This is a genomic window from Pantoea eucrina, from assembly GCF_002095385.1.
Taxonomy (GTDB): Bacteria; Pseudomonadota; Gammaproteobacteria; order Enterobacterales; family Enterobacteriaceae; genus Pantoea; species Pantoea eucrina.
In genome coordinates, this window is sequence record NZ_MIPP01000043.1 from 1 (window position 1) to 25636 (window position 25636).

Annotated in this window: 20 protein-coding genes and 1 pseudogene; 17 read left to right on the forward strand and 4 right to left on the reverse strand. The window is 58.4% G+C overall.

Annotated features, from left to right (window positions below):
- Positions 1 to 63: 63 nt before the first annotated feature.
- Positions 64 to 702, forward strand: a complete 639-nt coding sequence (gene yfhb / locus HA43_RS15565) for a phosphatidylglycerophosphatase C (protein ID WP_094112077.1) — start codon at positions 64 to 66, stop codon at positions 700 to 702.
- Between the two features lie 57 nt (positions 703 to 759).
- Complete coding sequence (gene tadA / locus HA43_RS15570; RefSeq protein WP_094112078.1) at positions 760 to 1254, forward strand: tRNA adenosine(34) deaminase TadA; 495 nt, start codon at positions 760 to 762, stop codon at positions 1252 to 1254.
- Here tadA and mltF read toward each other — a convergent pair.
- Complete coding sequence (mltF, locus tag HA43_RS15575; protein WP_039379675.1) at positions 1251 to 2708, reverse strand: membrane-bound lytic murein transglycosylase MltF; 1458 nt, start codon at positions 2706 to 2708, stop codon at positions 1251 to 1253. The genes tadA and mltF overlap by 4 nt on opposite strands.
- A 270-nt stretch (positions 2709 to 2978) precedes the next feature.
- Between mltF and purL the strand changes: the two are divergent.
- From purL to glnB, 5 genes and pseudogenes are all read left to right on the forward strand, one after another.
- A pseudogene (gene purL, locus HA43_RS15580) lies at positions 2979 to 6868 on the forward strand (phosphoribosylformylglycinamidine synthase).
- A gap of 575 nt (positions 6869 to 7443) precedes the next feature.
- Positions 7444 to 8874, forward strand: coding sequence for a sensor histidine kinase (locus HA43_RS15585; protein WP_071667889.1), 1431 nt, complete (start codon positions 7444 to 7446; stop codon positions 8872 to 8874).
- Positions 8871 to 9542: a two-component system QseEF-associated lipoprotein QseG gene (gene qseG / locus HA43_RS15590; protein ID WP_039379666.1), complete on the forward strand. Its 672-nt coding sequence runs from the start codon at positions 8871 to 8873 to the stop codon at positions 9540 to 9542. The genes HA43_RS15585 and qseG overlap by 4 nt, the downstream gene beginning before the upstream one ends.
- Positions 9539 to 10870, forward strand: coding sequence for a two-component system response regulator GlrR (glrR, locus tag HA43_RS15595; RefSeq protein ID WP_039379663.1), 1332 nt, complete (start codon positions 9539 to 9541; stop codon positions 10868 to 10870). The genes qseG and glrR overlap by 4 nt, the downstream gene beginning before the upstream one ends.
- A gap of 81 nt (positions 10871 to 10951) precedes the next feature.
- The gene (glnB, locus tag HA43_RS15600) at positions 10952 to 11290 is read left to right on the forward strand and encodes a nitrogen regulatory protein P-II (protein WP_007886217.1); all 339 of its coding nucleotides are present in this window, start codon (positions 10952 to 10954) and stop codon (positions 11288 to 11290) included.
- A gap of 58 nt (positions 11291 to 11348) precedes the next feature.
- Here the strand turns inward: glnB and hmpA are convergent, their stop codons facing one another.
- Positions 11349 to 12533, reverse strand: coding sequence for an NO-inducible flavohemoprotein (gene hmpA / locus HA43_RS15605; RefSeq protein WP_094112079.1), 1185 nt, complete (start codon positions 12531 to 12533; stop codon positions 11349 to 11351).
- A gap of 323 nt (positions 12534 to 12856) precedes the next feature.
- Here hmpA and glyA point away from each other — a divergent pair, with 323 nt between their 5' ends.
- Positions 12857 to 14110 carry a serine hydroxymethyltransferase gene (glyA, locus tag HA43_RS15610; RefSeq protein WP_039379655.1) on the forward strand — a complete coding sequence of 418 codons (1254 nt, stop codon included), beginning with the start codon at positions 12857 to 12859 and terminating at the stop codon, positions 14108 to 14110.
- Positions 14111 to 14276: 166 nt separating this feature from the next.
- Positions 14277 to 15425: a 3-phenylpropionate MFS transporter gene (locus tag HA43_RS15615; RefSeq protein ID WP_071667891.1), complete on the forward strand. Its 1149-nt coding sequence runs from the start codon at positions 14277 to 14279 to the stop codon at positions 15423 to 15425.
- Here HA43_RS15615 and csiE read toward each other — a convergent pair.
- On the reverse strand, positions 15407 to 16675 hold the full coding sequence (gene csiE, locus HA43_RS15620; protein ID WP_094112080.1) for a stationary phase inducible protein CsiE: 1269 nt from the start codon (positions 16673 to 16675) through the stop codon (positions 15407 to 15409). The two genes, HA43_RS15615 and csiE, sit on opposite strands and share 19 nt — an antisense overlap.
- Positions 16676 to 16833: 158 nt before the next feature.
- On the opposite strand from csiE, the gene HA43_RS15625 reads away from it, so the two are divergent.
- From HA43_RS15625 to HA43_RS15635, 3 genes are all read left to right on the forward strand, one after another.
- Positions 16834 to 17460, forward strand: coding sequence for a DUF1007 family protein (locus HA43_RS15625; protein WP_094112081.1), 627 nt, complete (start codon positions 16834 to 16836; stop codon positions 17458 to 17460).
- On the forward strand, positions 17451 to 18428 hold the full coding sequence (locus HA43_RS15630; RefSeq protein ID WP_094112082.1) for a nickel/cobalt transporter: 978 nt from the start codon (positions 17451 to 17453) through the stop codon (positions 18426 to 18428). The genes HA43_RS15625 and HA43_RS15630 overlap by 10 nt, the downstream gene beginning before the upstream one ends.
- 191 nt (positions 18429 to 18619) lie before the next feature.
- Positions 18620 to 19633, forward strand: a complete 1014-nt coding sequence (locus HA43_RS15635) for a TIGR04086 family membrane protein (RefSeq protein WP_039379643.1) — start codon at positions 18620 to 18622, stop codon at positions 19631 to 19633.
- A gap of 45 nt (positions 19634 to 19678) precedes the next feature.
- Here the strand turns inward: HA43_RS15635 and suhB are convergent, their stop codons facing one another.
- Complete coding sequence (gene suhB, locus HA43_RS15640; RefSeq protein WP_039379640.1) at positions 19679 to 20482, reverse strand: inositol-1-monophosphatase; 804 nt, start codon at positions 20480 to 20482, stop codon at positions 19679 to 19681.
- Positions 20483 to 20603: 121 nt separating this feature from the next.
- On the opposite strand from suhB, the gene trmJ reads away from it, so the two are divergent.
- The 5 genes from trmJ to sseB all read left to right on the forward strand — a co-directional run bounded on the left by trmJ (position 20604) and on the right by sseB (position 25499).
- Entirely contained in the window at positions 20604 to 21347 is a 744-nt protein-coding gene (trmJ, locus tag HA43_RS15645) for a tRNA (cytosine(32)/uridine(32)-2'-O)-methyltransferase TrmJ (protein ID WP_094112083.1), read from the forward strand.
- A gap of 140 nt (positions 21348 to 21487) precedes the next feature.
- On the forward strand, positions 21488 to 21985 hold the full coding sequence (iscR, locus tag HA43_RS15650; RefSeq protein WP_094112084.1) for a Fe-S cluster assembly transcriptional regulator IscR: 498 nt from the start codon (positions 21488 to 21490) through the stop codon (positions 21983 to 21985).
- A gap of 178 nt (positions 21986 to 22163) precedes the next feature.
- A complete protein-coding gene (locus HA43_RS15655; RefSeq protein ID WP_094112085.1) occupies positions 22164 to 23333 on the forward strand; it encodes an IscS subfamily cysteine desulfurase in 1170 nt (389 codons plus the stop codon).
- A 60-nt stretch (positions 23334 to 23393) separates the two neighbouring features.
- Positions 23394 to 24680, forward strand: coding sequence for an aminopeptidase PepB (pepB, locus tag HA43_RS15660; protein WP_039385612.1), 1287 nt, complete (start codon positions 23394 to 23396; stop codon positions 24678 to 24680).
- Positions 24681 to 24731: 51 nt separating this feature from the next.
- Positions 24732 to 25499 (forward strand): enhanced serine sensitivity protein SseB, encoded by a 768-nt coding sequence (sseB, locus tag HA43_RS15665; RefSeq protein ID WP_039379633.1) that lies wholly within the window; start codon positions 24732 to 24734, stop codon positions 25497 to 25499.
- The last annotated feature ends 137 nt before the right edge of the window (positions 25500 to 25636 follow it).

Sequence of the window (25636 nt, forward strand, 5' to 3'; positions counted from 1 at the left end):
TTCGCTAAGCGCGGTTGCTGGCTACACTGTAGAGCAGCAACTGATTTAAAAAAGGAGAGAGGTTTGACACAGGACTCGCAACGCCGCGTCGTATTTTTCGACCTGGATGGCACGCTGCATCAGCAGGATATGTTTGGCACCTTTATGCGCTTTTTGCTGCGCCGGCAGCCGCTGAATCTGCTGCTGGTGGTTCCGCTGCTGCCGGTTATTGGCCTCGGGCTGCTGATTAAGGGCCGGGCAGCGCGCTGGCCAATGAGTCTGCTGCTCTGGGCAATCACGTTCGGGCACAGCGAAACGCGCCTGCGCGCGCGTGAAGCGGAGTTTGCGCAGTGGTTCCGCGAGCGGGTAGTAGCGTTTCCGGTGGTGCAGCAGCGCCTGACCGATTACCTGCAGAGCAACGATGCTGATGTGTGGCTGATTACCGGCTCACCGCAATCACTGGTGGAGCAGGTCTATTTCGATTCCGCCTTTCTGCCGCGTGTGAAACTGATCGCCAGCCAGATGCGGCCAGGACGCGGCGGACGCGTGCTGGCAATGCGCTGCCTGGGCCACGAAAAGGTCGCGCAGCTGGAAGAGCAGATTGGCACGCCGCTGCAGCTCTACAGCGGCTATAGCGACAGCAAGCAGGATAACCCGCTGCTGTTTTTCTGCCAGCATCGCTGGCGCGTAACGCCGCGCGGTGAACTGCAGCAGCTGGAGTGAATCGCGCGGCGTTTTTGTCTATAATGCGCCGCCTTTTGATTCTGCAGGAGTTACCCGGTGAAGCCACAAACTGATGAATACTGGATGCGTTATGCGCTGCAGCTGGCGCAGCGTGCCCGGGAGCAGGGTGAGGTGCCGGTCGGAGCCGTGCTGGTGCAGGGAGATAAAGTCATAGGCGAGGGCTGGAACCGGCCGATTGGCCAGTGCGATCCCACCGCACACGCGGAGATCATGGCGCTGCGCCAGGGCGGCAAAGTGCTGAATAACTATCGCCTGCTGGATACCACGCTCTATGTCACGCTGGAGCCGTGCGTCATGTGTGCCGGCGCTATGGTCCACAGCCGCATTACCCGGCTGGTCTACGGCGCGAAAGATGTTAAAACCGGCGCGGCCGGTTCGCTGCTGGATGTACTGGGGCACCCGGGGATGAATCATCAGATTGAGATCGCCTGCGGCGTGCTGGCGGAGGAGTGCGCCGGCATGCTGAGCGACTTTTTTCGTATGCGACGCGAGCAGAAGCGCGCGCTGCGCCAGGCACAGCGCGCAGATTAATTCATGGCGATTTTGGGCTCAACCGCCGGATAACCGGCGCCCAGCTCCGCTTCCAGCGCTGAACGCTGCGCCAGGCGACGCTCCTGCTCCTGCAGATAGCCCACCAGGCTTAGCTGATACTTGCGGATATTCTCCACGTAGTTATACGCTTCATGCCCGCGCGCATAGCCGTAGGCGGTTTGCGCGTAGTAGCGCTTCTGGCTGAGCATCGGCAGGCGCAGTTTTACATCCGCCCAGCTGTCAGGGTTACCCCCCTGTTTTGCTGTCAGCCGGCGCACGTCGAGCATGTGCGCATATCCCATATTGTAAGCTGCCAGCGCAAACCAGATGCGCTCGTCATCAGGCACGCTCGCCGGCACTTTATCCATCATGCGCTGCAGATACTCACTGCCGCCGCGAATGCTCTGCTCCGGATCGAGCCGGTCATCAACGTTAAGACTATCCGCCGTGTTGCGCGTCAGCATCATCATGCCGCGCACGCCGGTGGGCGAGGTCGCCTGCGGATTCCAGTGCGACTCCTGATAGGAGATCGCCGCCAGCAGGCGCCAGTCCATGCTCGCCGCATATTTCTCAAACAGCGGTTTGATATCCGGCAGCGTATTGTCAATTGCGCGCAGGAAGGTGCGGGTATCAACATAATCAAACGTGCCAACGTGACCGAGGTACTTCTCCTCCAGCCGCGCCATGGTGCCTTCTTCACCCATCTGGCTGTAGAAATCGAGCATGGCCGCGTTGAGGCTGCTGTCAGCATTGCGCGGCAGATACCAGGTCACTGGCTCTTCATCGGTAATATCAAAGGCTACCGCCAGCTGCGGATGAATACGCTGCAGCAGGCCCACGGTCACCGAGTCGCCTACCGTGTAGTCAAGCTTGCCGTCAGCCACCGCCTCCAGCAGCGCTTTCTGTCCCTGATCGGTGGCGATAGCCCAGTCGAGATCGGGATAGCTGTTGGCTTTTTCTGCCCGCAGCGTGGAGAGATAGGCTGAGCCGGACTGCACCACCAGACGGCCTTTCAGGTCGCCCAGCGTGCGCGGACGCGGCTTATCGATACGGTAAACCAGCTGCTGCGACACCGAATAGTAGCTGGGACCGGCCTGATAGTGCGCCAGACGCTCACTGTTATAGATAAGCCCGGCGGCGAGCAGATCGGCTTTTCCGTCATCGAGATCGTCAAACAGATCGCCCAGGCTGGGTCGCACAGTGACTTCCAGCCTGACGCCGAGGTAGTCTGCAAAGCGCTTTGCCAGCTCGTAATCCATGCCAGCCGGTGCCTGATTGACGGTGTAATAGGTCAGTGGCGAATTGACGGTGCTGATGCGCAACACACCGCGTGATTTGATCGCTGTCAGCGCGTCCCGATCGCCCCCGTACCAGGGGATTGCCGGCCACAGCGCCAGCGCCAGCAGCACGGTGATCAGACCGATAAACAGATAATTTAATTTTAGGCGTTTCAAATGGTTGTCTCTTAATGGCTCACAGGCCTCTGTCCTTTAAAGGCAGTATTGGTATTGTTTTTTACTCCCAGAGCGAGGGGCATTTTGCGCAACAAAGCGAAACAGGGCAACTCATATAGCAAGTTTTGCGCAAAATTCAGGCAAATCCCGTATGGCAGTTTTTCTGCGCAAACGGTTTCGTTACCCGCACGCTTTCTCTATAATACCGCCCGTTTTCCCTGTTGCGCCCAAGGAAGCGTCGCCCGGCGCTTCGAAGACGAGAGATCTTTAATGATGGAAATTCTGCGTGGTTCGCCCGCTCTGTCAGCTTTTCGTGTAAACAAACTGCTGACCCGCTTTCAGAACGCTCATCTGCCGGTGAGTGATATTTACGCCGAGTATGTCCATTTTGCTGATGTTGCCGCACCGCTCAGCGCGGATGAACACGCCCGCCTGCAGCGTCTGCTGAAATATGGCCCTTCTCTCGCTGAACATGCGCCTCAAGGGCGTCTGCTGCTGGTCACGCCGCGCCCCGGCACTATCTCTCCCTGGTCATCGAAAGCCACGGACATTGCTCACAACTGCGATCTGCCGCAGGTTAAGCGCCTGGAGCGCGGCCTGGCGTTCTATGTTCAGGCGCCGCAGCTGACAGAAGCGCAGTGGCAGCAGCTGGCTGGCCTGCTGCACGATCGCATGATGGAGTGCGTATTCAGCGATCTGCAGGCGGCAGAGCAGCTGTTTGCTCATCACGCGCCGCAGCCGCTGCAGAGCGTTGACGTGCTGGGAACCGGACGTCAGGCGCTGGAGCAGGCGAATAGCACGCTGGGCCTGGCGCTGGCGGATGATGAAATAGATTACCTGCTGGATGCCTTCACCCGTCTGGGTCGCAACCCCAACGACATTGAACTCTATATGTTTGCGCAGGCGAACTCAGAGCACTGTCGCCACAAAATTTTCAACGCTGACTGGATCATCGATGGCGAAAAACAGCCGAAATCGCTGTTTAAGATGATCAAAAATACGTTTGAGCAGCATCCCGATCACGTGCTGTCAGCCTATAAAGATAACGCTGCCGTGATGGAAGGTTCGGAAGTTGGCCGCTTCTACGCTGATGCGCAGCAGGGCGAGTACGCTTTTCATCAGGAAGCCGCGCATATCCTGATGAAGGTAGAGACGCATAACCATCCAACCGCTATCTCTCCCTGGCCGGGTGCCGCTACCGGTTCAGGTGGCGAAATCCGCGATGAAGGCGCAACCGGGCGTGGCGCCAAACCGAAAGCGGGTCTGACCGGCTTTTCCGTTTCCAATCTGCGTATTCCGGGCTTTGAGCAGCCGTGGGAAGAGGATTTCGGCAAGCCGGATCGTATTGTTACCGCACTGGATATCATGACCGAAGGCCCGCTGGGCGGCGCGGCGTTTAACAATGAATTTGGCCGTCCGGCGCTGAACGGTTACTTCCGCACCTATGAAGAGCAGGTTAATAGCCACAATGGCGTTGAACTGCGCGGCTATCACAAGCCGATCATGCTGGCAGGCGGGATTGGTAATATTCGTGCCGATCACGTGCAGAAAGGCGAGATCGTCGTGGGGGCCAAACTGATTGTGCTGGGCGGGCCGGCGATGAATATCGGCCTCGGCGGCGGTGCGGCCTCATCCATGGCCTCCGGTCAGTCCGATGCCGACCTCGATTTTGCCTCAGTGCAGCGCGACAACCCGGAAATGGAGCGCCGCTGTCAGGAAGTGATTGACCGCTGCTGGCAGCTGGGCGAAGCAACCCGATTCTGTTTATCCACGACGTCGGCGCGGGCGGTCTCTCTAACGCCATGCCTGAGCTGGTCAGCGATGGCGGACGCGGCGGTAACTTCAACCTGCGCGACATTCTCAGCGATGAGCCGGGCATGAGCCCGCTGGAAGTGTGGTGTAACGAGTCGCAGGAGCGCTATGTGCTGGCCGTTGCGCCAGAGAAGCTGGCGCTGTTTGATGAGCTGTGCCAGCGCGAGCGCGCCCCGTATGCGGTGATTGGCGAGGCGACTGAAGAGCAGCACCTCTCGCTGAGCGACAGCCATTTTGACAACAAGCCTATCGACATGCCACTGGATGTTCTGCTGGGCAAAACGCCAAAAATGACGCGCGACGTCACGCGGCAGCAGGCAAAAGGCGACGCGCTGCAGCGTAACGGCATCACGGTTGCGGATGCGGTTAACCGCGTGCTGCATCTGCCTGCGGTGGCTGAGAAAACGTTTCTTATCTCCATCGGCGACCGTTCCGTGACCGGCATGGTGGCGCGCGATCAGATGGTGGGACCGTGGCAGATCCCGGTGGCAAACTGCGCCGTGACCACGGCCAGCCTCGACAGCTATCACGGCGAAGCTTTCGCCCTGGGCGAACGCGCCCCGGTCGCGCTGCTTGATTTTGCCGCCTCCGGGCGTCTGGCGGTAGGCGAAGCGCTCACTAACCTGGCCGCTACCGCGATTGGTTCGCTGAAGCGCGTGAAGCTTTCTGCGAACTGGATGGCAGCAGCCGGACATCCGGGTGAGGATGCCGGCCTTTACGAAGCGGTCAAAGCCGTTGGCGAAGAACTCTGCCCGGCGCTGGGGATCACTATCCCGGTCGGCAAAGACTCAATGTCGATGAAAACCCGCTGGCAGCAGGGCAATGAAGAGCGTGAAATGACGTCGCCGCTCTCGCTGGTGATCACCGCGTTTGCGCGCGTGGAAGATGTCCGGCGTACCGTAACGCCGCAGCTGCAGGCGGAGCAGGATAACCTGCTGCTGCTGGTGGACCTCGGCAACGGTGCCAATACGCTGGGCGCAACCGCGCTGTCGCAGGTCTATCGTCAGCTGGGCGATAAGCCGGCTGACGTGCGCGACGCCGCGCAGCTGGCAGGCTTCTTCAACGCTATCCAGACGCTGGTCAGCGAACAGAAGCTGCTGGCTTACCACGACCGTTCCGACGGCGGGCTGCTGGTGACGCTGGCGGAGATGGCCTTTACCGGCCACTGCGGTATTGAGGCGGATATCGCCGCGCTGGGCAGCGATGCGCTGGCGGCGCTGTTCACCGAAGAGCTGGGCGCGGTGCTGCAGATCAACGCGGCCGATCTGGCAGCGGTAGAGAAGGTATTTGCTGACCACGGTCTGCGCAGCGCGCTGCATGTGATTGGCAAGGCGCTGCCGGGCGACCGCTTTGTGATCCGCGCCGGCGAGCATCCGGTCTACAGCGAAAGCCGCACGACGCTGCGTACCTGGTGGGCCGAAACCACCTGGCAGATGCAGCGCCTGCGTGATAATCCGGCCTGTGCCGATCAGGAGCATGAGGCGAAGCAAAACGACAGCGATCCGGGTCTGAACGCTCAGCTGACCTTCCGGCCGGAAGAAGATGTGGCTGCGCCGATGATCGCCACCGGCGTGCGCCCGCGCATCGCCGTGCTGCGTGAGCAGGGCGTTAACTCACACGTTGAGATGGCAGCAGCGTTTCATCGCGCCGGCTTTACCGCTGTGGATGTACACATGAGCGATCTGCTGGCGGGACGTCGCGGCCTGGAGGAGTTCCATGCGCTGGTGGCGTGCGGCGGTTTCTCTTACGGCGACGTACTGGGTGCCGGCGAAGGCTGGGCAAAATCGATTCTGTTTAACGATCGCGTGCGCGACGAGTTTGAAAACTTCTTCCATCGTCCGCAGACGCTGGCGCTGGGGGTCTGCAACGGCTGCCAGATGATGTCAAATCTGCGTGAAGTGATCCCCGGCAGCGAGCTGTGGCCGCGTTTTGTCCGCAATCAGTCTGAGCGCTTTGAAGCGCGTTTCAGCCTGGTGGAAGTGGCGACCAGTCCGTCGCTGCTGCTGGAGGGGATGGCAGGTTCACGCATGCCGATTGCGGTATCACACGGTGAAGGCTTTGTTGAAGTGCGCGACGGCGCCCATCTGGCGGCGCTGGAAGCAAAAGGCCTGGTGGCACTGCGCTTCACGGATAACTTCGGTAAAGTGACCGAAAGCTATCCGGCTAACCCGAACGGCTCGCCAAACGGTATCACGGCGGTCACCAACGAAAGCGGTCGCGTTACGATCATGATGCCGCATCCGGAGCGCGTCTTCCGAACCGTCACCAACTCCTGGCATCCGGCAGAGTGGGGCGAAGACAGCCCGTGGATGCGCATTTTCCGTAATGCGCGTAAGCAGCTGGGCTGATCTGCGTTTTACAGCAGGTGCCTGTAAGCAGTAAAAAAAAGCCGCCGCAGTAAAGGGCGGTTTTTTTATCTGACGCAGACGACTGTCGCTCAATTCCGACAAATCGCCTGCCGCACTGTCTCTTTATTGAGACACTTAACTCTTTGATTTATATTAATCAGAAAAATCCAGGCTAAATGCGTCGCTAAGCAGAGACACTTTCATATGGTCAGCAGCTCAGAGCCACCTGCCGGAGGCAGCGGTACTATGGCGCCACTCTGATAAATAAAGAGTTTTAAAAAGTGGCACGATAGTTGCTATAATCAGGACGTGGCTCATTCGCCTGTCTGTGATTGCCCCGTAATTTACGGCAGAGCTCACAGAACCCTGAATGACGCACCAAACGGAGCCTGCCGTCCACCTGACCGATAATCGTCTGCATTGCAGCGTTATCAAGCACCGGACGTAACGTTGAGTTAGGCTCCACCTTTTCTGAGCGGCAGACCTTCGGGTCTGCCGTTTGCATTTCCGGCTTTCTAAGCGCGCCAGAGTTAGCTAGCATGCCTGCAGCACACTTTTTACGAGAGCGCGGCAGTATGAGATGGCGTCCGTTTCCCCGATCCCTGCGACAACTGGTTCTGATGGCCTTTTTACTGGTGCTACTGCCGCTGCTGGTGCTGGCGTGGCAGGCGTGGGAAAGCCTCTCTGCGCTCAGTAATCAGGCGGCAGATACCAACCGCAATACCTTTACCGACGTGCGGCGCAGCGAGGCGATGGCCCGCACCGCCCTGGAGCTTGAGCGCAGCTATCGTCAATATTGCGTACTCGGTGATGCTGCGCTGGTCAGACTCTATACCACCCAGTGGACCCGCTACGGACAGATGCTGAACAGCCATGCGGCCAGCCTGCCGGAACTGCCCACGTTTACCCTGCTGCGCAGCACGCTGCCACAGCTCGCCACGGCCGCCTGCGAAAACGGTAATCCTTCAGCGTCCGGTGCCGCTGCGCTGGAGCGCTTTTCTGATGCTAACGCGCGTATGGTGCAGGCGACGCGCGACGTGGTGTTTTCCCGCGGGCTGCAGCTGCAGCGCGATATCGCCGAGCGCGGTCAGTTCTTTGGCTGGCAGGCGCTGATCCTGTTCCTGGTTACGCTGATGCTGGTGCTGCTGTTTACCGGCATGATTATCGGGCCGGTAAAGCGCGTGGAGCGGATGATCAACCGGCTGGGGGAAGGGCAGTCGCTGGAAAATAACGTCAGCTTTCGCGGACCGCGTGAGCTGCGCTCGCTGGGACAGCGTATTGCCTGGCTTAGCGAACGGCTAAGCTGGCTGGAGGCACAGCGACATGAATTTTTACGTCATCTTTCACACGAGCTGAAAACGCCGCTCGCCAGCCTGCGTGAAGGCACAGAGCTGCTGGCCGATGGCGTTGCCGGGCCGCTTAACGCAGAGCAGCAGGAGATCGTCGCTATTCTCGACAGCAGCAGTCGCCATCTGCAGCGCCTGATTGAGCAGCTGCTGGATTACAACCGCAAGCTGAACGAGATGCCGCTTACTCCGGAGCCGGTCGCGCTGGATGCGATCGTGGCGGCTGTCACCCGCGTGCATTCGCTGCCTGCCAGCGCCCGGCGAATAAAAACGCACGTTGATCTGCAGGCCACCCGCTGTCTGGCGGAAGCGACGCTGCTGGAGCGCGTTATCGATAACCTCTACTCGAACGCCGTGAACTATGGTCGTGAATCCGGTAACATCTGGCTGCACAGCCGGCAAAAAGGCGACAGGGTGTGGATTGATGTGGCGAATAGCGGTACTCCGATTCCGCCAGAGGAGCAGGCGATGATCTTCGAACCTTTCTACCAGGGCAGCCAGCAGCGGCAGGGGCCCGTAAAAGGCAGCGGCCTGGGCCTGAGCATTGCAAAAGATTGTCTGCGGCGCATGCAGGGAGACCTGCAGCTGGTCAGTCACAAAGAGGCAGATGTCTGTTTCCGCATTATTTTACCCGCCGGTGCCAGGAAGCCTGAACCATGAAACGCCTTATCAGACAAGCTCTTCTGAGCGTACTTATTTTAAGCGGCGTGAGCGCCTGCCAGCCGCATGCGGTGCCGGTGCCCCAGCGTGAGCATATAAGCGTCACTGAACCCGATACCCGGCTGCCGGACTACCTTACTACCGCCTGTCAGAACGTATGGCCTGCTGAAACCGCAGCGGCGGTAAACAATCCGCTTTACTGGCAGCGAGCGATTGACTGCAGCGAACGGTTTTCGGCGGCTGAAGCCCGCGCAGAGGCCCGCCGCTGGCCGGTGCAGAGCTGGGCGCGCGCCTTCAAGCAGGGCATTCTGCTGGCGAACGGTAACGTCACGCCGGTTGAGCGCCGTCAGTATATCGCCACGCTCGACAGCTACAGCGCAGACTTTCCCGCAACGGTGCGTCCGCTGATCCAGTTGTGGCGCAGTAACCAGGCTGCGCAGCTGGAGCTGAGCGAGGCGCGCAGCCGCTACAGCGCGCTGCAGCAGAGTCACGATAGCGAACTGGATGCCCTGCGCCACCAGCAGGCCCGGCTGCATCAGGCGCTGAACGAAACCCAGCGTAAACTGGAGCGGCTGACTGACATAGAGCGCCAGCTTTCATCGCGTAAAGCGCCGGACAGCAGCGACAGCCCGCACGCCGGGGACGAAATCCGGGAGGAGCAGCCATGAGTGCACGTGCCCGTTTACTGCTGGTGGATGATGACCCGGGCCTGCTCAGGCTGCTCGGTATGCGTCTCAGCAGTGAAGGTTTTCAGGTCGCTACCGCCGCCAGCGGGGCTGAGGCGCTGCGTCAGCTGCAGAAAGAGCCCGCGGATGTGGTCATCAGCGATCTGCGTATGGATGAGATGGACGGGCTGGCGCTGTTTGGCGAAATTCAGCGGCGTCACGCCGGGCTGCCGGTCATTATCCTGACCGCGCACGGCTCCATACCCGATGCGGTTTCTGCCACGCAGCAGGGGGTATTCAGCTTTCTCACCAAACCCGTGGATCGCGACGCGCTGTATAAAGCGATCGATGAGGCGCTGGCGCTGCGTGCACCGATCAGTGACGACCGGTGGCGTGAAGCGATTGTCACCCGGAATCCGCTGATGCAGCGGCTGCTGGAGCAGGCGCACATGGTGGCGCAGTCGGACGTCTCCATACTGATTAACGGTCAGAGCGGCACCGGGAAAGAGGTGCTGGCGCAGGCAATTCATGCTGCCAGTCCGCGCGCGGCGAAACCCTTTATCGCCATTAACTGCGGCGCACTGCCGGAGCAGCTGCTGGAGTCAGAGCTGTTTGGCCACGCGCGGGGCGCATTTACCGGCGCGGTCAGCGCGCGCGAAGGATTATTTCAGGCAGCAGAGGGCGGCACGCTGTTTCTGGATGAGATTGGCGATATGCCTCCGGCGCTGCAGATCAAACTGCTGCGCGTGCTGCAGGAGCGCAAAGTGCGTCCCCTTGGCAGTAACCGGGATGTGGAGATCAACGTACGTATCCTTTCTGCCACCCATCGCGACCTGCCAAAAGCGATGGAGAAAAAGAGTTTTCGGGAAGATCTCTACTACCGGCTCAATGTCGTGAATCTTAAACTTCCGGCGCTGCACGAGCGTGCTGAAGATATTCCGCTGCTGGCTAACCATTTACTGCGTCAGGCCGCCGGGCGCCACAAGCCATTTGTCCGCAGCTTCTCTGCCGGTGCAATGAAGCGGCTGGTCAGCGCCAGCTGGCCGGGTAACGTCCGTCAGCTGGTTAACGTTATTGAGCAGTGCGTTGCGCTGACCGTTGCTCCCGTGATTGGTGAAGCGCTGGTAGAGCAGGCGCTGTCGGGCGAGAACACCGCGCTGCCCACCTTTGCGGAGGCGCGCAACCAGTTTGAGCTGAACTATCTGCGCAAGCTGCTGCAGATGACCAAAGGCAACGTTACTCACGCCGCGCGTCTTGCTGGACGTAACCGTACCGAGTTCTATAAGCTGCTGTCTCGTCATGAGCTGGACGCCAGCGACTTTAAAGAGTAGTTAGCCGCGCCACCGGCGCCGTTAGCGATATATACTTTCTGTTATCCGTCCGTCATGGAGGGAGCGAAAAAGGGATCTGCGATGAAAAAGATCGATGCAATTATTAAACCATTCAAACTTGATGACGTGCGTGAAGCGCTGGCGGAAGTCGGCATCACCGGGATGACGGTGAGCGAGGTCAAAGGGTTTGGACGTCAGAAAGGCCACACCGAACTCTATCGTGGTGCCGAATATATGGTCGATTTCCTGCCCAAGGTAAAAATCGAGATGGTGGTCGGGGATGACATTGTCGATACCTGCGTGGAAACCATCATGAAAACGGCGCAGACCGGCAAAATCGGCGACGGTAAAATTTTCGTATTTGACGTGGCGCGCGTGGTGCGTATCCGCACCGGCGAAGAGGATGAAGAGGCAATCTGATACTCTGTCCGGTGTCACAGTAAAAGCCTGCCTGCCGCAGGCTTTTTTATTGCTGCAATTACAGCACCTTGTGCGGGCCGAAAACCTCATAGTGAATGCGTGCGGTATCGACGCCTGCATCCAGCAGCTGGCGAGCGACAAACTGCATAAACGGCAGCGGCCCGCACAGCCAGAACGCGCGGTCCGGCTGGTTCAGCTCCGCTGACACGCAGGCCAGATCCATTACGCCCTCTGCATCATACCGGCCGGCATCGTCGCTGGCAGGCTGGCGATACCAGACGTGGCTGCGAAAGTGCGGCAGGGTGGCACCCAGCGCGGCAACTTCCCGCGCAAAGGCGTGCTGCGCGCCATTTTCAGCCGCGTGCAGCCAGGTCACGGCTGCCGGATGCTGTTGCTGCGCCAGCACCGCGAGCATCGCTAACATCGGCGTCTGACCGACGCCCGCTGAGATCAGCGTCACCGGCGTCGCTGGTTCTGTCTGCAGCACGACGTCACCCGCCGGCGCGCTGCACTGCACAATATTTCCCACCCGGGCGCAGTCGTGCAGCCAGCCCGACACGGTTCCGTGCGCTTCACGTTTGACAGCAATACGGTAGGCTTTGCCGTCAGGCGCGTGCGTCAACGAATACTGGCGATGCTGCATAAACCCGTTTTCTGTCAGACGCAGGCTGAGCGTCAGGTATTGTCCCGGCAGAAAATCGGCCACCGGCTGCCCGTCATTGGGAACCAGCTCCAGACTGGTAATCACGCTGCTTTCCGGCGTAATGCGGCGGATACGAAAGTCACGCAGGCCGCGCCAGCCACCACTCTTCTGCTCAGATGCCTGATAGATAGCTTCTTCACGCTGAATAAAGACCTGCGCCAGCAGCGCATATGCTTTGCCCCAGGCCGCAAGTACCTCCTCGTCCGGATTGAGCTGCTCCTTCATGGTGGCCAGCAGCGTGGCGCCTACCAGATCGTACTGTTCAGGCCGGATATTCAGGCTGGCGTGCTTCTGCGCAATTTTCTCGACCGCCGGCAGCAGCGCTGGCAAATCCTCCAGATGGGTGGCGTAAGCGCAAATCGCATTAAACAGAGCTTCACGCTGATCGCCGCTGCGCTGATTGTTCATGTTAAACACGTTTTTCAGTTCAGGATGATCGTTCAGCAGTTTGTGGTAAAAACAGCCGGTAAGAGCGGGTCCCATTTTTGCTATAGCGGGCACGGAAGATTTAATGGTCGCGATAGTCTGAGCGTCAAGCATGGTGTGTTCCTCAGCGGATAACTTAAAAGATGTATTTTAAATGAATCTTATGCCGTGCACGTCCGGCTGTAAACCGGCAGCAGCAGCTTTTAGCGCGAGCCGGGTACGCATTCCGGGCGGTTTACGCTGATCTTCCGTCAATCCATGCCCTTTTTTTGCGTGCAGCTAAAGCGTAAAAAAGGCGTTCCAGCGGCATGCCAATCGTTTGCGTAAAAAGAGCGCCCTGGCGCTATCGTCCCCTGGCAAAACCGTTTACACTGTTGGCCTTCGCCCCTAAGCGGGGGCTTAAATTGCCGTTAAAGTTGCTGAGTCAGGAGATGCGGATGTTAAAGCGTGATATGAACATTGCCGATTATGATGCCGATTTGTGGCAGGCTATGGAGCAGGAGAAAGTGCGTCAGGAAGAGCACATTGAACTGATCGCTTCAGAAAACTACACCAGCCCGCGCGTTATGCAGGCGCAAGGTTCACAGCTCACCAATAAATACGCGGAAGGCTATCCGGGCAAGCGCTACTACGGCGGTTGTGAATATGTTGATATCGTTGAGCAGCTGGCGATCGACCGCGCAAAAGCCCTGTTTGGTGCAGATTTTGCCAACGTTCAGCCTCACTCTGGTTCGCAGGCAAACTTCGCTGTTTACACCGCGCTGCTGCAGCCGGGTGATACCATTCTTGGTATGAATCTGGCGCACGGTGGTCACCTGACCCACGGTTCACCGGTCAATCTTTCCGGAAAACTCTACAACGTTATCCCGTACGGCATCGATGAAACCGGCAAAATCAACTATGACGAACTGGCCGAGCTGGCACAGACGCATAAGCCAAAAATGATCATCGGCGGCTTTTCTGCCTACTCCGGCGTCTGCGACTGGGCAAAAATGCGTGAAATCGCTGACAGCATCGGCGCCTGGCTGTTTGTGGATATGGCTCACGTGGCAGGTCTGGTGGCAGCTGACGTCTATCCTAACCCGGTTCCGCACGCGCATATCGTGACCACAACTACGCATAAAACGCTGGCGGGTCCGCGTGGCGGCCTGATTCTGGCGCAGGGCGGAGATGAGGATCTGTATAAGAAGCTCAACTCTGCGGTCTTCCCTGGCGGACAGGGCGGCCCACTGATGCACGTCATCGCCGGTAAAGCTGTAGCTTTCAAAGAGGCGATGGAGCCGGAGTTCAAAACCTATCAGCAGCAGGTGGCTAAAAACGCGAAAGCGATGGTTGAAGTCCTGCTGGAGCGCGGTTACAACATCGTTTCCGGCGGTACGTATAACCATCTGTTCCTGATCGATCTGGTGAGCAAAGGCCTGACCGGTAAAGAAGCGGATGCCGCTCTGGGACGTGCAAATATCACCGTGAACAAAAACAGCGTGCCAAACGATCCGAAAAGCCCGTTTGTGACCTCTGGCGTGCGTATCGGTACACCAGCGGTAACCCGTCGCGGCTTCAAAGAAGCAGACGTGCGTGAACTGGCTGGCTGGATCGCCGACGTGCTGGATAACGTGAATGACGAGGCCACCATCGAACGCACCAAACAGAAAGTGCTCGATATCTGTGCCCGTCTGCCCGTTTATGCCTGACAGGTTTTAACGGATGAAAAAAGGATGGCTCCGGCCATCCTTTTTTATTGGTGTATTTTCCGCTGCTTAGCGCACGATTGATTCGCTCTGCGGGTTTCTTTTTAGCCGGTGCTTTGCCAAAGTAGCGCCCAAACCGCAGGCAGTGGCGCGCGCCACAGGAGAGAGCATGACCATCGCATCAGCCAGATGGCTGGGACTGAGCTATTTCACCTACTTTTTTTGCTACGGCATCTATTTACCTTTCTGGAGCGTCTGGCTGCAGGGCAGCGGACTCGATGCGGAAAAAATTGGCCTGCTGCTCGGTTGTGGCATGGTCGCGCGCTTCGCCGGCAGCCTGCTTATCGCTTCACAGGTTAAAAATCCGGCTCAGCTGATTGTCGCGCTGCGGCTGCTGGCGCTTCTGACCGCACTGTTCGCTCTCGGCTTCTGGTTCGGCGGCCAGTGGCTCTGGCTGCTGCTGGTCATGGTAGGGTTCAATCTCTTTTTCTCTCCGCTGGTGCCGCTGAGCGATGCGCTGGCGGCAACCTGGACGCGCCAGATTGGGCTGGCCTACGGTCCGGTGCGGCTGTGGGGATCGCTGGCGTTTGTCATCAGCTCGGCGCTCACCGGCATGCTGGTCAGCGCTTACTCTTATCAGGCGGTTTTGCTACTGCTGAGTCTGGGCGTCGTGGCCATGCTGAGCGGGATGCTGCTGCCACCGCAGACGCGTCCGCAGGGTGAGGCGCGACAGGGCGCCAGCGGCGGCTGGGCGGCGTGGCGCGATCTGCTGCGGGAAAAGAGCGTCTGGCGTTTTATGATCTGCGTTACGCTGCTGCAGGGCGCGCATGCTGCCTACTACAGCTTCAGTGCCATCTGGTGGCAGCAGGCGGGCTACTCCGCCTCCGTGGTGGGGTATCTGTGGTCGCTCGGCGTGGTGGCGGAGATTGTAGTCTTTGCCCTCAGTAACCGTCTGTTCAGACGCTGGAGCGCGCGCGATCTGCTGCTGCTTTCCGGCGTCTGCGCGTTGCTGCGCTGGACGCTGCTCGGCGCCACGACCGCGCTGCCGCTGCTGGTTGTCGCACAGATTTTGCACTGCGGCAGTTTTACCATCTGTCATCTGGCGGCGATGCGCTTTATCGCTGCACGTAAAGGCACCGAGGTGATTCGCCTGCAGTCGCTTTACTCGGCGCTGGCGATGGGGGGCGGAATTGCCGTGATGACCATGATCTGCGGTGTCCTGTTTGCTCACCTGCAGGGGCATCTCTTCTGGGTCATGGCGCTGGTGGCGCTGCCGGCGCTGTTCCTGCGCCCTGCGGCTCAGGCGTCCAGCAGCTGAAGAATACGCTGCTGCTGATGATCGCTTAACGGCAGTTCTGCATGGATCAGCGGCGGCGAAAAGAGCGGCAGCGAAATAGCATAGGGAGTCACTACCAGCGCCACATCGCGCGGTGCGCCCTCGCGCTGGAAGTGCAGCATATCCTGATAGGTTATATTGATCGGCAGCAGCGTCATGTCGCGCAGCTGTTGCTCCAGCAGCTGCTCCAGCGCGGCGTCGACGCCGGTGAGCAGCAGTACCTGCTTCTCCTGCAGCGCGCTCTCCTGCATCATCCAGGCACCAAACAGCACCGCCACCAGGCTGGTCTCTTCCGCGCTGAACTGCGTGCCAAAGTCGCTGCTGAAATGGTACAGCGCGCGCTCGGTGGTGCGCATCAGCCGCGGATAGAGCCGCGCCACATCCAGCGCCACGCTATTATCGATGCCAATAGAAAAATGGCTGCGGTCCAGCGCCTGCGCCAGATGGGTATAGAGCTGGAGCTTCAGCTCATGCTGGTTGCGGATGCGCGTTTTTGCCAGCTGTTCAAAACGCGCAATCAGCGCTTCGGTGGCACTCATCAACCGGTGCGCCTGTGGCATACTCAGCTGGGTGGCATCAGGCGCATGAATCAGGCTGAAGAGCAGCGTCCAGAAATCGGTTTCGCTGGCATCGGGCATCAGATGACAGCGTTTCTGCCAGTGGTGAATGACATCGTCTGCTGCGGCACGCTCCGCTTTGTCTGCCAGCCAGCTGCGCTGCCGCTCGCTGAACAGCGCCGCCTGACGCTGACAAAGGGCATACTTCATAAAAATAAGCAGAAAAAGCTGGTCGCGGGGAGAGAAATTGCGCATCAGCCGCAGGCTGCAGTGCTGGATCAGCGCCTGCAGGTTGATCTCATCCCACAGCGCTTTTTCAATCTGCAAAACTTTGAGCCGCTGACGCAGGGCGGGAACAAAATGGTCGCAGACAAACGCCTGCGACAGGCGCAGCGCGCGTCGCAGCCAGTGGATCAGGCAGAGTCTTCTGTCCAGTTCCGTGCCGTGAATGCGAAAGCTGCCATCCACCATCTGATGCAGTTCCAGCTGATGAAAGCGCTGTATCTCATCGCCCACATCCGCGATATCCTGACGGGCAACCGCAGGATCAACGCCGTTCAGCTGGCACAGTTTATCGAGCGTCAGGGCGGGGGCGGGCAGAAATAACAGCAGTAACAGATGGCAACGTCGCTGGGAACGGCTGAAGAGCGGTGCTGTAGCAGGCGCAAAACTCATCACGTATTTTATCCGCAGCTCATTTTTCAGCTAAGAATAGCCAATATCGCGCTGAAATTACGCTATCGGTGCAGACTTTTACTCAGAGCTTCAGGGCGGGTCACAGTTTTTTTCGGGCCACGTAAACCTTTACCTTATAAATTGTTACTTTATAACATATGAAAATTGCGCTTTTACTGGTTACGCTGTTTTTCTCCGCTGCGGCTGCATGCCATCCGCACAGTTTTATTGCGATGAAAGCAGAGCTGAAAAGCCAGAACGATCGGCTGACTGGCATAAAAATGGTCTGGACGATGGACGAAATCACCTCCGCCGACCTGCTTTATGATGCCGGGCAGGCCAGTCCGGGTGATGTGGTATGGAAAAAGCTGGCGGCTCAGGTGATGGCTAACGTACTGGGTCAGCACTATTTTACCGAGCTGTGGCAGGAGAAAACGCGGATAAAATTTCTTAATTTGCCGCAGGAGTACAATTTGTCGCGTAGCGGACATAAGGCCGTGCTCGAATTTATTGTGCCGCTGGGCGAGCCGCAGCCGTTGGCCGGGAAGCGTTACCGTATGCTGACGTTTGATCCCAGCTATTTTGTTGATATGCAGTATGAGACGTCACAGGATATTGCCATGGATGAGAACCTAAAGGCGCACTGCCAGCTGAAGCTTACGACCCCACAGCCGGACGCGTCGCTGCAGCAGTATGCACTGTCGCTGGATAAAGCTGACGCGCCGCCGGAAGATATGGATTTGGGCCGCCAGTTTGCCCAGACGGTGACGCTGATATGTCGCTGAATATTCCGCTCCCTACGCGGCGTCGCTGGCCACTGCCCGCCGCCGGCCTGTTGCTGCTGCTGACCGCAATGCTGCTCTGGCACGCCTGGCCGCACATTCTGTTACAGAGCGTGCTGTGGCAGAAAGCGCTTAACCATTCCCTGACACAGCTGCTGCAGCAGGTCGCAGCACAGCCGCGCCAGGCGGGGATAACGCTGCTGCTGCTGAGCCTGGCGTATGGCGTCCTGCACGCGCTGGGACCGGGGCATGGCAAAGTGGTGATCGCCACTTTTTTAGCGACGCACCCTGCGCAGTTGCGCACCAGCATTCGTCTGACTCTGCTGGCTGCGCTGCTGCAGGGCGGGGTAGCCATTGCCCTGGTGACGCTGATGCTGGTGGTACTGCAGACCTCATCGCGCCAGCTCCATCTCAGCAGCTACTGGCTGGAAAAGGGGAGCTACCTGCTGGTTATCGCGCTGGGCTGCTGGCTGGGCTGTCGCGCCGTGAAATCGCTGCGGGCAGCCCTGCGTCCGGCGGCGGGCTGGCAGATCCGGGCAATACATACGCAGCATCAGCATGACGCAGCCTGCGCATGTGGCCATACGCATGTACCGGATGCGCATCAGCTGGCGCACGCGGTGAGCTTCAGGACTCAGCTGCTGCTGGTCCTCTCCATGGGCCTGCGCCCCTGTTCAGGGGCGCTGATGATGCTGCTATTCGCTAAAGTGATTGATGTTTATCTGTGGGGCGTGGCCGCTGCGCTGGCGATGGCGCTGGGGACCGCGCTGACGGTGTCTCTGCTGGGCATCATGGTTCAGCGTTCGCGCGTGCTGGCAGCGAGATTGAGCCGTTCAGCAGCCGATCAAAAACGAACTGCGGTAGTGATGGCGCTGCTCATGCTACTGGGGGCGGTTGCGCTGATACTTGCCGGAGCGCTTCTGTGGCAGAGTGCACTCCCCGCTGCCAGCAACGGCCTGCGCCCCTTTTAACCGGACCCGGGATAAACATCCGGCCGCGCATAATCTGCCGGATGTTTAATTTTCCGCTATCAGAGAAAAATATCCTGCTGTGCACCTCTGGTGTAAATAGCATTCTCTGTCTACGCTAAATGACATCAGCTGAGAATTAACTTTTTTAAAATAAACTTTTATCAGTCGTCGTTTTTTGCGAGGAGAATACCATGCCTGAAATCCGGACTCATAATGGCATCACGGAGACCGTGACCGATACACATGCGGGACTGCCGTTAAAACGCATTTCATGGAGCGCAATATTTGCAGGTGTTATCGCTGCGCTGATTGTTCATATATTACTGGGAGTATTGGGTACGGCAATTGGTGCTACGACCATTGATCCACAGCAGGAGCAAAATCCTCTGGAGCATCTTGGTACTGGCGCGCTGATCTGGACCGGTGCCAGCATGCTGATTGCGATGGCGGTAGGTAGCTATATCGCCGGCCGTCTGGCACAGCGCGAAGGCGCACTGCACGGTTTACTGATGTTTGGTGTCAGTACGCTTATTACTCTGTGGCTGGCTTTCTCTCTGGCAAGCGGTATTATTGGCGGCGCCTTTAATATTCTGGGTTCAGGTGTAAATGCGCTGGGTAATGGTATTTCTTCTGTTGCGCCTTCGCTGACCAATATGGCGAAAGAGAAGCTGCAGGAAAATAATATTAACCTCGACGATCTGCAGAATGAGCTGGAGACCACGCTGCGCCAGACCGGCAAGCCGGAATTACAGCCAGAAAATCTGCAGCAGGATGCAAATAACGAAGCGAACAACGCTGAGAATCAGGCAAAAAATACGGCACAAAATCCGCAGAACGCGGATGCTGATTTGAGCAACTGGTTTAAAGGCGTGCTGAGCCGTCATTCTGATACGCTGCAGGCTGCTGACCGCGATGCGCTGAAAAATATTATCAAAGCGCGTACCGGTAAGAGTGACCAGGAAGCAGAACAGATTGTTAACCAGGCAGAGCAGAGCTATCAGCAGGCGATGCAGAAGTATCAGCAGCTGAAGCAGGAAGCGGAGCAGAAAGCACGTGAAGCAGCAGAACAGGCTGCCGCTGCTACGGCGAAAGCGAGCTGGTTCACCTTCATCATGCTGATTATCGAAGCCGTGCTGGCAGCGATTCTGGGTGGTGTAGGTCGCCGTACTCAGCCGCGTCAGGTGTTAACGCACGAACGTCGTTAATCAGTACCATTAAAAAAGGCGGCCCGCGGGCCGCCTTTTTTTTGCTTAGCGCTTCAGCGCTTCGCTCAGCTCTTCGCGCATATTAGCCAGCATGGCTTTTACGACGCGCGGATTGCCGGCTACGATGTTACCTGAGTGCAGATAACCGTGGTTGCCGGTGAAGTCAGTCACCAGACCGCCCGCCTCACGTACCAGCAGCTCACCCGCTGCAAAATCCCACGGCTTCAGGCCAATCTCGAAATAGCCATCCACGCGGCCGGCTGCGACATAAGCCAGATCCAGCGCGGCTGAACCGCTGCGACGGAAGTCTGCGCACTGGGTAAACAGTTTGCCAACAATATTGATATATGGCGTCGCGTGCTGCTTAACCTTGAACGGGAAGCCGGTCGCCAGGATGGTGCCATCCAGATCGCGGGCGTTGCTGCCGCGCAGACGATAGCCATTCAGCTGTGCGCCCTGACCGCGTACGGCGGTGAAGAGTTCATTACGCATTGGATCGTAAACCACAGCCACTTCAGTGCGGCCTTTAATGCGCACGGCAATAGAGACGGAGAAGTGTGGCAGACGTTTGATGAAGTTGGTGGTGCCATCCAGCGGATCGATTACCCATTGAATATCCTGATCCTCACCCGCCAGCTCACCGCTCTCTTCGGTGATGATGGTGTGTTGTGGGTAAGATTTACGAATGACTTCGATAATCAGGCTTTCTGCGTCACGGTCAACATTGGTCACGAAGTCGTTGCTGCCTTTCTGGCTGGCTTCGACAGCGTCGGGAGTTTCGTAATTTTTGGCAATTAAATTTCCGGCCTTGCGCGCTGCGCGCACGGCGATGTTGAGCATCGGATGCATCGGTATCTCTCGCTGGATGTTAAAGAACGGGGAAAACGGCGCGGAGTATAGCAGCGTGTTCAGCAAATGTCCTGCATTTATGTTAGGATACGCGCCATCATTTTCTCACCCGCTCATAATTATGCTGCAAAATATCCGAATTGTACTGGTTGAAACGTCCCACACCGGCAACATGGGTTCTGTTGCCCGCGCCATGAAAACCATGGGGTTAAGCAACCTTTATCTGGTGAATCCGCTGGTTAAACCTGACTCGCAGGCGATCTCTCTTGCGGCGGGGGCCAGCGACGTTATCGGCAACGCCCGCATTGTTGATACGCTGGATGAGGCGATTGCCGGCTGCAGCCTGGTGGTAGGTACCAGCGCCCGTTCACGTTCGCTGCCATGGCCGATGCTGGATTCACGCGAGTGCGGCATCAAGAGCGTGGAAGAGGGACAGCAGGCACCGGTCGCGCTGGTATTTGGCCGTGAGCGCGTCGGACTGACCAACGACGAACTGCAGAAGTGTCATTATCACGTAGCCATTCAGGCTAACCCGGAGTACAGCTCGCTGAATCTGGCAATGGCGGTGCAGATCATCGCTTATGAAGTGCGTATGGCGTGGCTGGATGCGCAGGAAAAAGCGGCTCCGCAGCCGGAATATGAAGCCTCACCTTATCCGCTGGTGGACGATCTGGAACGCTTTTATCAGCATATCGAACAGATGATGCTGGAGAGCGGCTTTATCCGTACCGGCACGCCGAGCCAGGTGATGAGCAAACTGCGCCGCCTCTATACGCGTGCCCGTCCGGAACGCGATGAGCTGAACATTCTGCGCGGCATGCTCTCCTCCTTTGAAAAACCCAAAGGCGACAAGGGTAATAGTTGAGTAAAACGCCAGGTTAAATAGTTGAGTAAATTACTCGGTTAAATAGTTGACCAAAATACTCGGGAATGTCAGACTGCGCTGACTGACATTCCACCGATAACCCGCCTGCATAAGGGCGGATGCCGACGAGGTTTTACGCTATGAGACTGACATCCAAAGGACGCTATGCCGTTACCGCTATGCTGGACGTAGCCCTGCATTCGCATGAGGGGCCGGTACCGCTGGCGGATATTTCCGAGCGTCAGGGGATTTCACTCTCCTATCTGGAACAGCTGTTCTCGCGTCTGCGTAAGCACGGCCTGGTTGCCAGCGTGCGCGGGCCGGGTGGCGGTTATCTGCTGGGTAAAGATGCCAGTGCTATCGCAGTGGGTGCGGTGATCACCGCGGTAGATGAGTCGGTGGATGCGACCAAATGTCAGGGCAAAGAGGGCTGTCAGGGTGGCGAACGCTGCCTGACTCACGTTCTGTGGCGCGATCTCAGCGAGCGCATCAGCGATTTCCTGAACAATATTACGCTGGCTGAGCTGGTGAATAATCAGGAAATCCTGGATGTTGCCGATCGTCAGAACAGCGTGGATAACCGTCGTTTTCAGCAGCATCGCGTGCAGGAAACCATTAACGTTAATCTGCGTGCCTGATCGCAATCCTATTGCCTGACTGAAGACTGACTTTTACAAAGCCCCGGGCGCTTAGCGATTAAGCCCCCGGGGCTTTGTGCTGTTAGCGCTCCCGTCACCGGCCGCATGACCGGTTTACTCTCTGCAGGCTGAATCATGCTATAAAGACCTGTGTTTTATTTTACGGAGTTACAGCGCCATGAAATTACCGATCTATCTGGATTACGCAGCGACCACGCCTGTGGATCCACGAGTCGCCAGCAGAATGATGCAGTGTCTGACGCTGGATGGCACCTTCGGTAATCCCGCATCCCGTTCCCACCGCTTTGGCTGGCAGGCTGAAGAGGCCGTTGATGTTGCCCGCAATCAGATTGCGGCGCTGGTTAACGCCGATCCGCGCGAAATAGTCTTTACTTCCGGCGCGACCGAAGCGGATAACCTCGCCATTAAAGGGGCAGCACACGCCCGTCAGGCGCGCGGACGGCATATCATTACCAGCCAGACGGAACATAAAGCGGTACTCGATAGCTGTCTGCAGCTGGCGCGCGAAGGGTTTGATGTGACCTGGCTGACGCCCGGCAGCGACGGTATTGTCACGCCGGATATGCTGGCTGCCGCACTGCGCGACGATACCGTGCTGGTGTCGCTGATGCACGTGAACAACGAAACGGGTGTCATCCAGGATATTGCGGCGCTGGGCGCGCTCTGTCACGCGCGTGACATTTTGTTCCACGTGGACGCCACGCAGAGCGTGGGCAAGCTGCCGCTTGACGTCAGCACGCTGCCGGTGGATCTGATGTCGTTCTCGGCGCATAAGCTCTATGGACCCAAAGGCATCGGTGCGCTCTGGGTACGCCGCAAGCCGCAGGTGAAGATTGACGCACAGATGCACGGCGGCGGGCACGAGCGCGGTATGCGTTCCGGAACGCTGCCGGTGCATCAGATTGTCGGTATGGGTGAAGCCTATGCGCTGGCAGGCGAGGTAATGGCAGAAGAGATGACGCGACTCGCCACGCTGCGTCAGCGGCTCTGGCAGGGCATCAGCCAGCTGAGCGGCGTACAGCTTAACGGCTCGCTGGCACACAGCGCACCAAATATCCTCAATATCAGCTTTGCGCAGGTTGAGGGTGAAACGCTGATTATGGCGCTGAAAGATCTGGCGCTTTCATCCGGCTCAGCCTGTACCTCGGCGAGTCTGGAACCCTCCTATGTGCTGCGCGCAATGGGCGTTGAGCCGGAGCTGGCCTACAGCTCGCTGCGCTTTTCGCTGGGGCGTTTCACTACGCAGGAGGAGATTGACTACGCGATTGCGCTGGTCAATAAAGCCGTCAGCCGGATGCGGGCCGTTGCCCCGGCAGCCGCCCGCTGATCCATGCCACTCCGCGCCGGTCTGGCGTGGAATGAGACCAAACGTAAACGGAGCGACGCGATGACAACACAACCGATGAATATTACGCTCAGCACGCAGCCTGCTGATGCGCGCTGGGGCGAAAAAGCCCTGCTGAGCAGCAGCGAGAGTGGTATGACGCTGCACCTTACGGGCAGTGATGCGCTGCTGACGATTCAGCGCGCGGCGCGCAAGCTCGACAGCCAGGGGATCCGTCACGTTGCGCTGTGCGGTGACGACTGGGATCTGGAAAAGTGCTGGGCATTCTGGCAGGGCTATCGCAGCCCGAAAGGCGCGCGCCAGGTGGAATGGCCGGCGCTCAGCGACAGCGATCGCGCTGAATTCGATCGTCGTCTGCAGATTATTGACTGGGTGCGCGATACCATTAACCTGCCCGCGGAAGACCTGAGCCCGGAACAGCTGGCGCACAGCGCTATCGATCTGATCAGAGACGCGGGTGGCGATGCCGTCAGCTATCGCATCACTAAAGGCGAAGATCTGCGCGAGCAGGGGTATAGCGGTATCCATACCGTTGGGCGTGGCTCGTCGCGCGTGCCGGTACTGCTGGCGCTTGACTTCAACCCGACCGGTGACGCAGATGCGCCGGTTTACGCCTGTCTGGTCGGTAAAGGGATCACCTTTGATACCGGCGGCTACAGTCTGAAGCAGAGCGCATTTATGGACTCTATGAAGTCCGATATGGGCGGAGCGGCGACCGTCACCGGCGCGCTGGCGCTGGCGATTGCTCGTGGGCTGACGAAGCGCGTAAAACTCTATCTCTGCTGTGCCGATAACATGGTCAGCGGCAACGCATTCCGTCTTGGCGATATCATCCGCTACCGCAACGGTAAAACCGTTGAGGTGATGAACACCGATGCGGAAGGGCGTCTGGTGCTGGCGGATGGCCTGATTGACGCCAGCGAGCAGAAGCCGGAGCTGCTGATTGATGCTGCCACGCTGACCGGCGCAGCCAAAACGGCGCTCGGCAACGACTATCACGCGCTGTTTACCTTCGACGATGTGCTGGCTGAGTCGCTGCTGGGCAGCGCCACCGGCGAAAATGAAGCGTTCTGGCGTCTGCCGCTGGCGGAGTTCCACCGCAGCCATCTGCCGTCAAATTTTGCCGATCTCAACAACATCGCCAGCCCGGCTCACGCCGCCGGTGCCAGCAGCGCGGCCGCATTCCTCTCGTGGTTTGTTGAAAAATATCAGCAGGGCTGGCTGCATATTGACTGCTCCGCAACCTACCGCAAAAGCGCGGTGGATCAGTGGTCAGCGGGCGCAACCGGACTCGGCGTGCGCACGCTTGCCAACCTGTTACTGAAATAATCCCGCTTCGGGCAGGCTGGCTCCTGCCCGCTTTTTTGGAATGAAACACGCATGAGTAATCGTCTTGAAGAGGTGCTGAAGCTGGCGGCCACCGAGCCGGCGCATCGCCCGGAGTTTTTTCAGCTGTTGCTGGCCGCAGATGTCTGGGTGCCAGGTGAAAGCCCGGCTGAACAGTTTAACGCGACCTCGCCCGTCGAGTTACAGCACTGGGAGAAAGAGGGAGGCGGTAGCGTGATCCCGTTCTTCAGCTCTGAGGCGGCTATGCGCGAGGCGATAACGGATGAACAGCCGTGGCTGCGCCTGCCGGCGCGTACGCTGTTTGAGATGACGCTGGGGGAAGCGCTGTTTCTGAACCCGAAATTACCAGCGGGTAAAGAGTTTACGCCGGGTGAAATCGCGCATCTGCTGGGTGAGGAGGGAAGTGCGCTGAGCCAGCAGACAGTGCTGGAGGGCGGCCACGCGCTGCTGCTGTCGGAGGTAGCTGAGCCGCCGGCACAGATGATCGACTCCCTGACCCAGCTGTTTGCTAAATATAAACAGGTGCGCCGCGCCTACATTGCCAGCCTGCGTGAAAGCGTGAACGAAGCGCCTAATCTGCTGATTGGTATAGAAGCTGACAGTGATATCGATGAAATTATTCAGGCCGCAGGCAGCGTGGCGACCGATACGCTGACCGATGATGCTCCTGTTGATATCTGCGAAGTGGATGCCGGACAGCATGGCGTCAGCCATTTTTTTACCGCGCATATCACGCCATTTTATGAGCGGCGCTGGGGCAGTTTCCTGCGCGATTTTAAAGGCAGCCAGCGCATCATTTAACCATCGTATGTTGATGCGTATGGCCCTGGCACGCGCATAACGCGGGAATTCCCTGTAGGGGCGCCATTCATGGCGCCCTGGTTTCAGGCGGGTACGGATCCTGTAGGGGCGCCATTCATGGCGCCCTGGTTTCAGGC

Coding starts and splice junctions, on each gene's coding strand:
- HA43_RS15585 (WP_071667889.1), top strand. CDS start 7,444: ATGAGATGGCGTCCGTTTCCCCGATCCCTGCGACAACTGGTTCTGATG.
- qseG (WP_039379666.1), top strand. CDS start 8,871: ATGAAACGCCTTATCAGACAAGCTCTTCTGAGCGTACTTATTTTAAGC.
- glrR (WP_039379663.1), top strand. CDS start 9,539: ATGAGTGCACGTGCCCGTTTACTGCTGGTGGATGATGACCCGGGCCTG.
- glnB (WP_007886217.1), top strand. CDS start 10,952: ATGAAAAAGATCGATGCAATTATTAAACCATTCAAACTTGATGACGTG.
- hmpA (WP_094112079.1), bottom strand. CDS start 12,533: ATGCTTGACGCTCAGACTATCGCGACCATTAAATCTTCCGTGCCCGCT.
- glyA (WP_039379655.1), top strand. CDS start 12,857: ATGTTAAAGCGTGATATGAACATTGCCGATTATGATGCCGATTTGTGG.
- HA43_RS15615 (WP_071667891.1), top strand. CDS start 14,277: ATGACCATCGCATCAGCCAGATGGCTGGGACTGAGCTATTTCACCTAC.
- csiE (WP_094112080.1), bottom strand. CDS start 16,675: ATGAGTTTTGCGCCTGCTACAGCACCGCTCTTCAGCCGTTCCCAGCGA.
- HA43_RS15625 (WP_094112081.1), top strand. CDS start 16,834: ATGAAAATTGCGCTTTTACTGGTTACGCTGTTTTTCTCCGCTGCGGCT.
- HA43_RS15630 (WP_094112082.1), top strand. CDS start 17,451: ATGTCGCTGAATATTCCGCTCCCTACGCGGCGTCGCTGGCCACTGCCC.
- HA43_RS15635 (WP_039379643.1), top strand. CDS start 18,620: ATGCCTGAAATCCGGACTCATAATGGCATCACGGAGACCGTGACCGAT.
- suhB (WP_039379640.1), bottom strand. CDS start 20,482: ATGCATCCGATGCTCAACATCGCCGTGCGCGCAGCGCGCAAGGCCGGA.
- trmJ (WP_094112083.1), top strand. CDS start 20,604: ATGCTGCAAAATATCCGAATTGTACTGGTTGAAACGTCCCACACCGGC.
- iscR (WP_094112084.1), top strand. CDS start 21,488: ATGAGACTGACATCCAAAGGACGCTATGCCGTTACCGCTATGCTGGAC.
- HA43_RS15655 (WP_094112085.1), top strand. CDS start 22,164: ATGAAATTACCGATCTATCTGGATTACGCAGCGACCACGCCTGTGGAT.
- pepB (WP_039385612.1), top strand. CDS start 23,394: ATGACAACACAACCGATGAATATTACGCTCAGCACGCAGCCTGCTGAT.
- sseB (WP_039379633.1), top strand. CDS start 24,732: ATGAGTAATCGTCTTGAAGAGGTGCTGAAGCTGGCGGCCACCGAGCCG.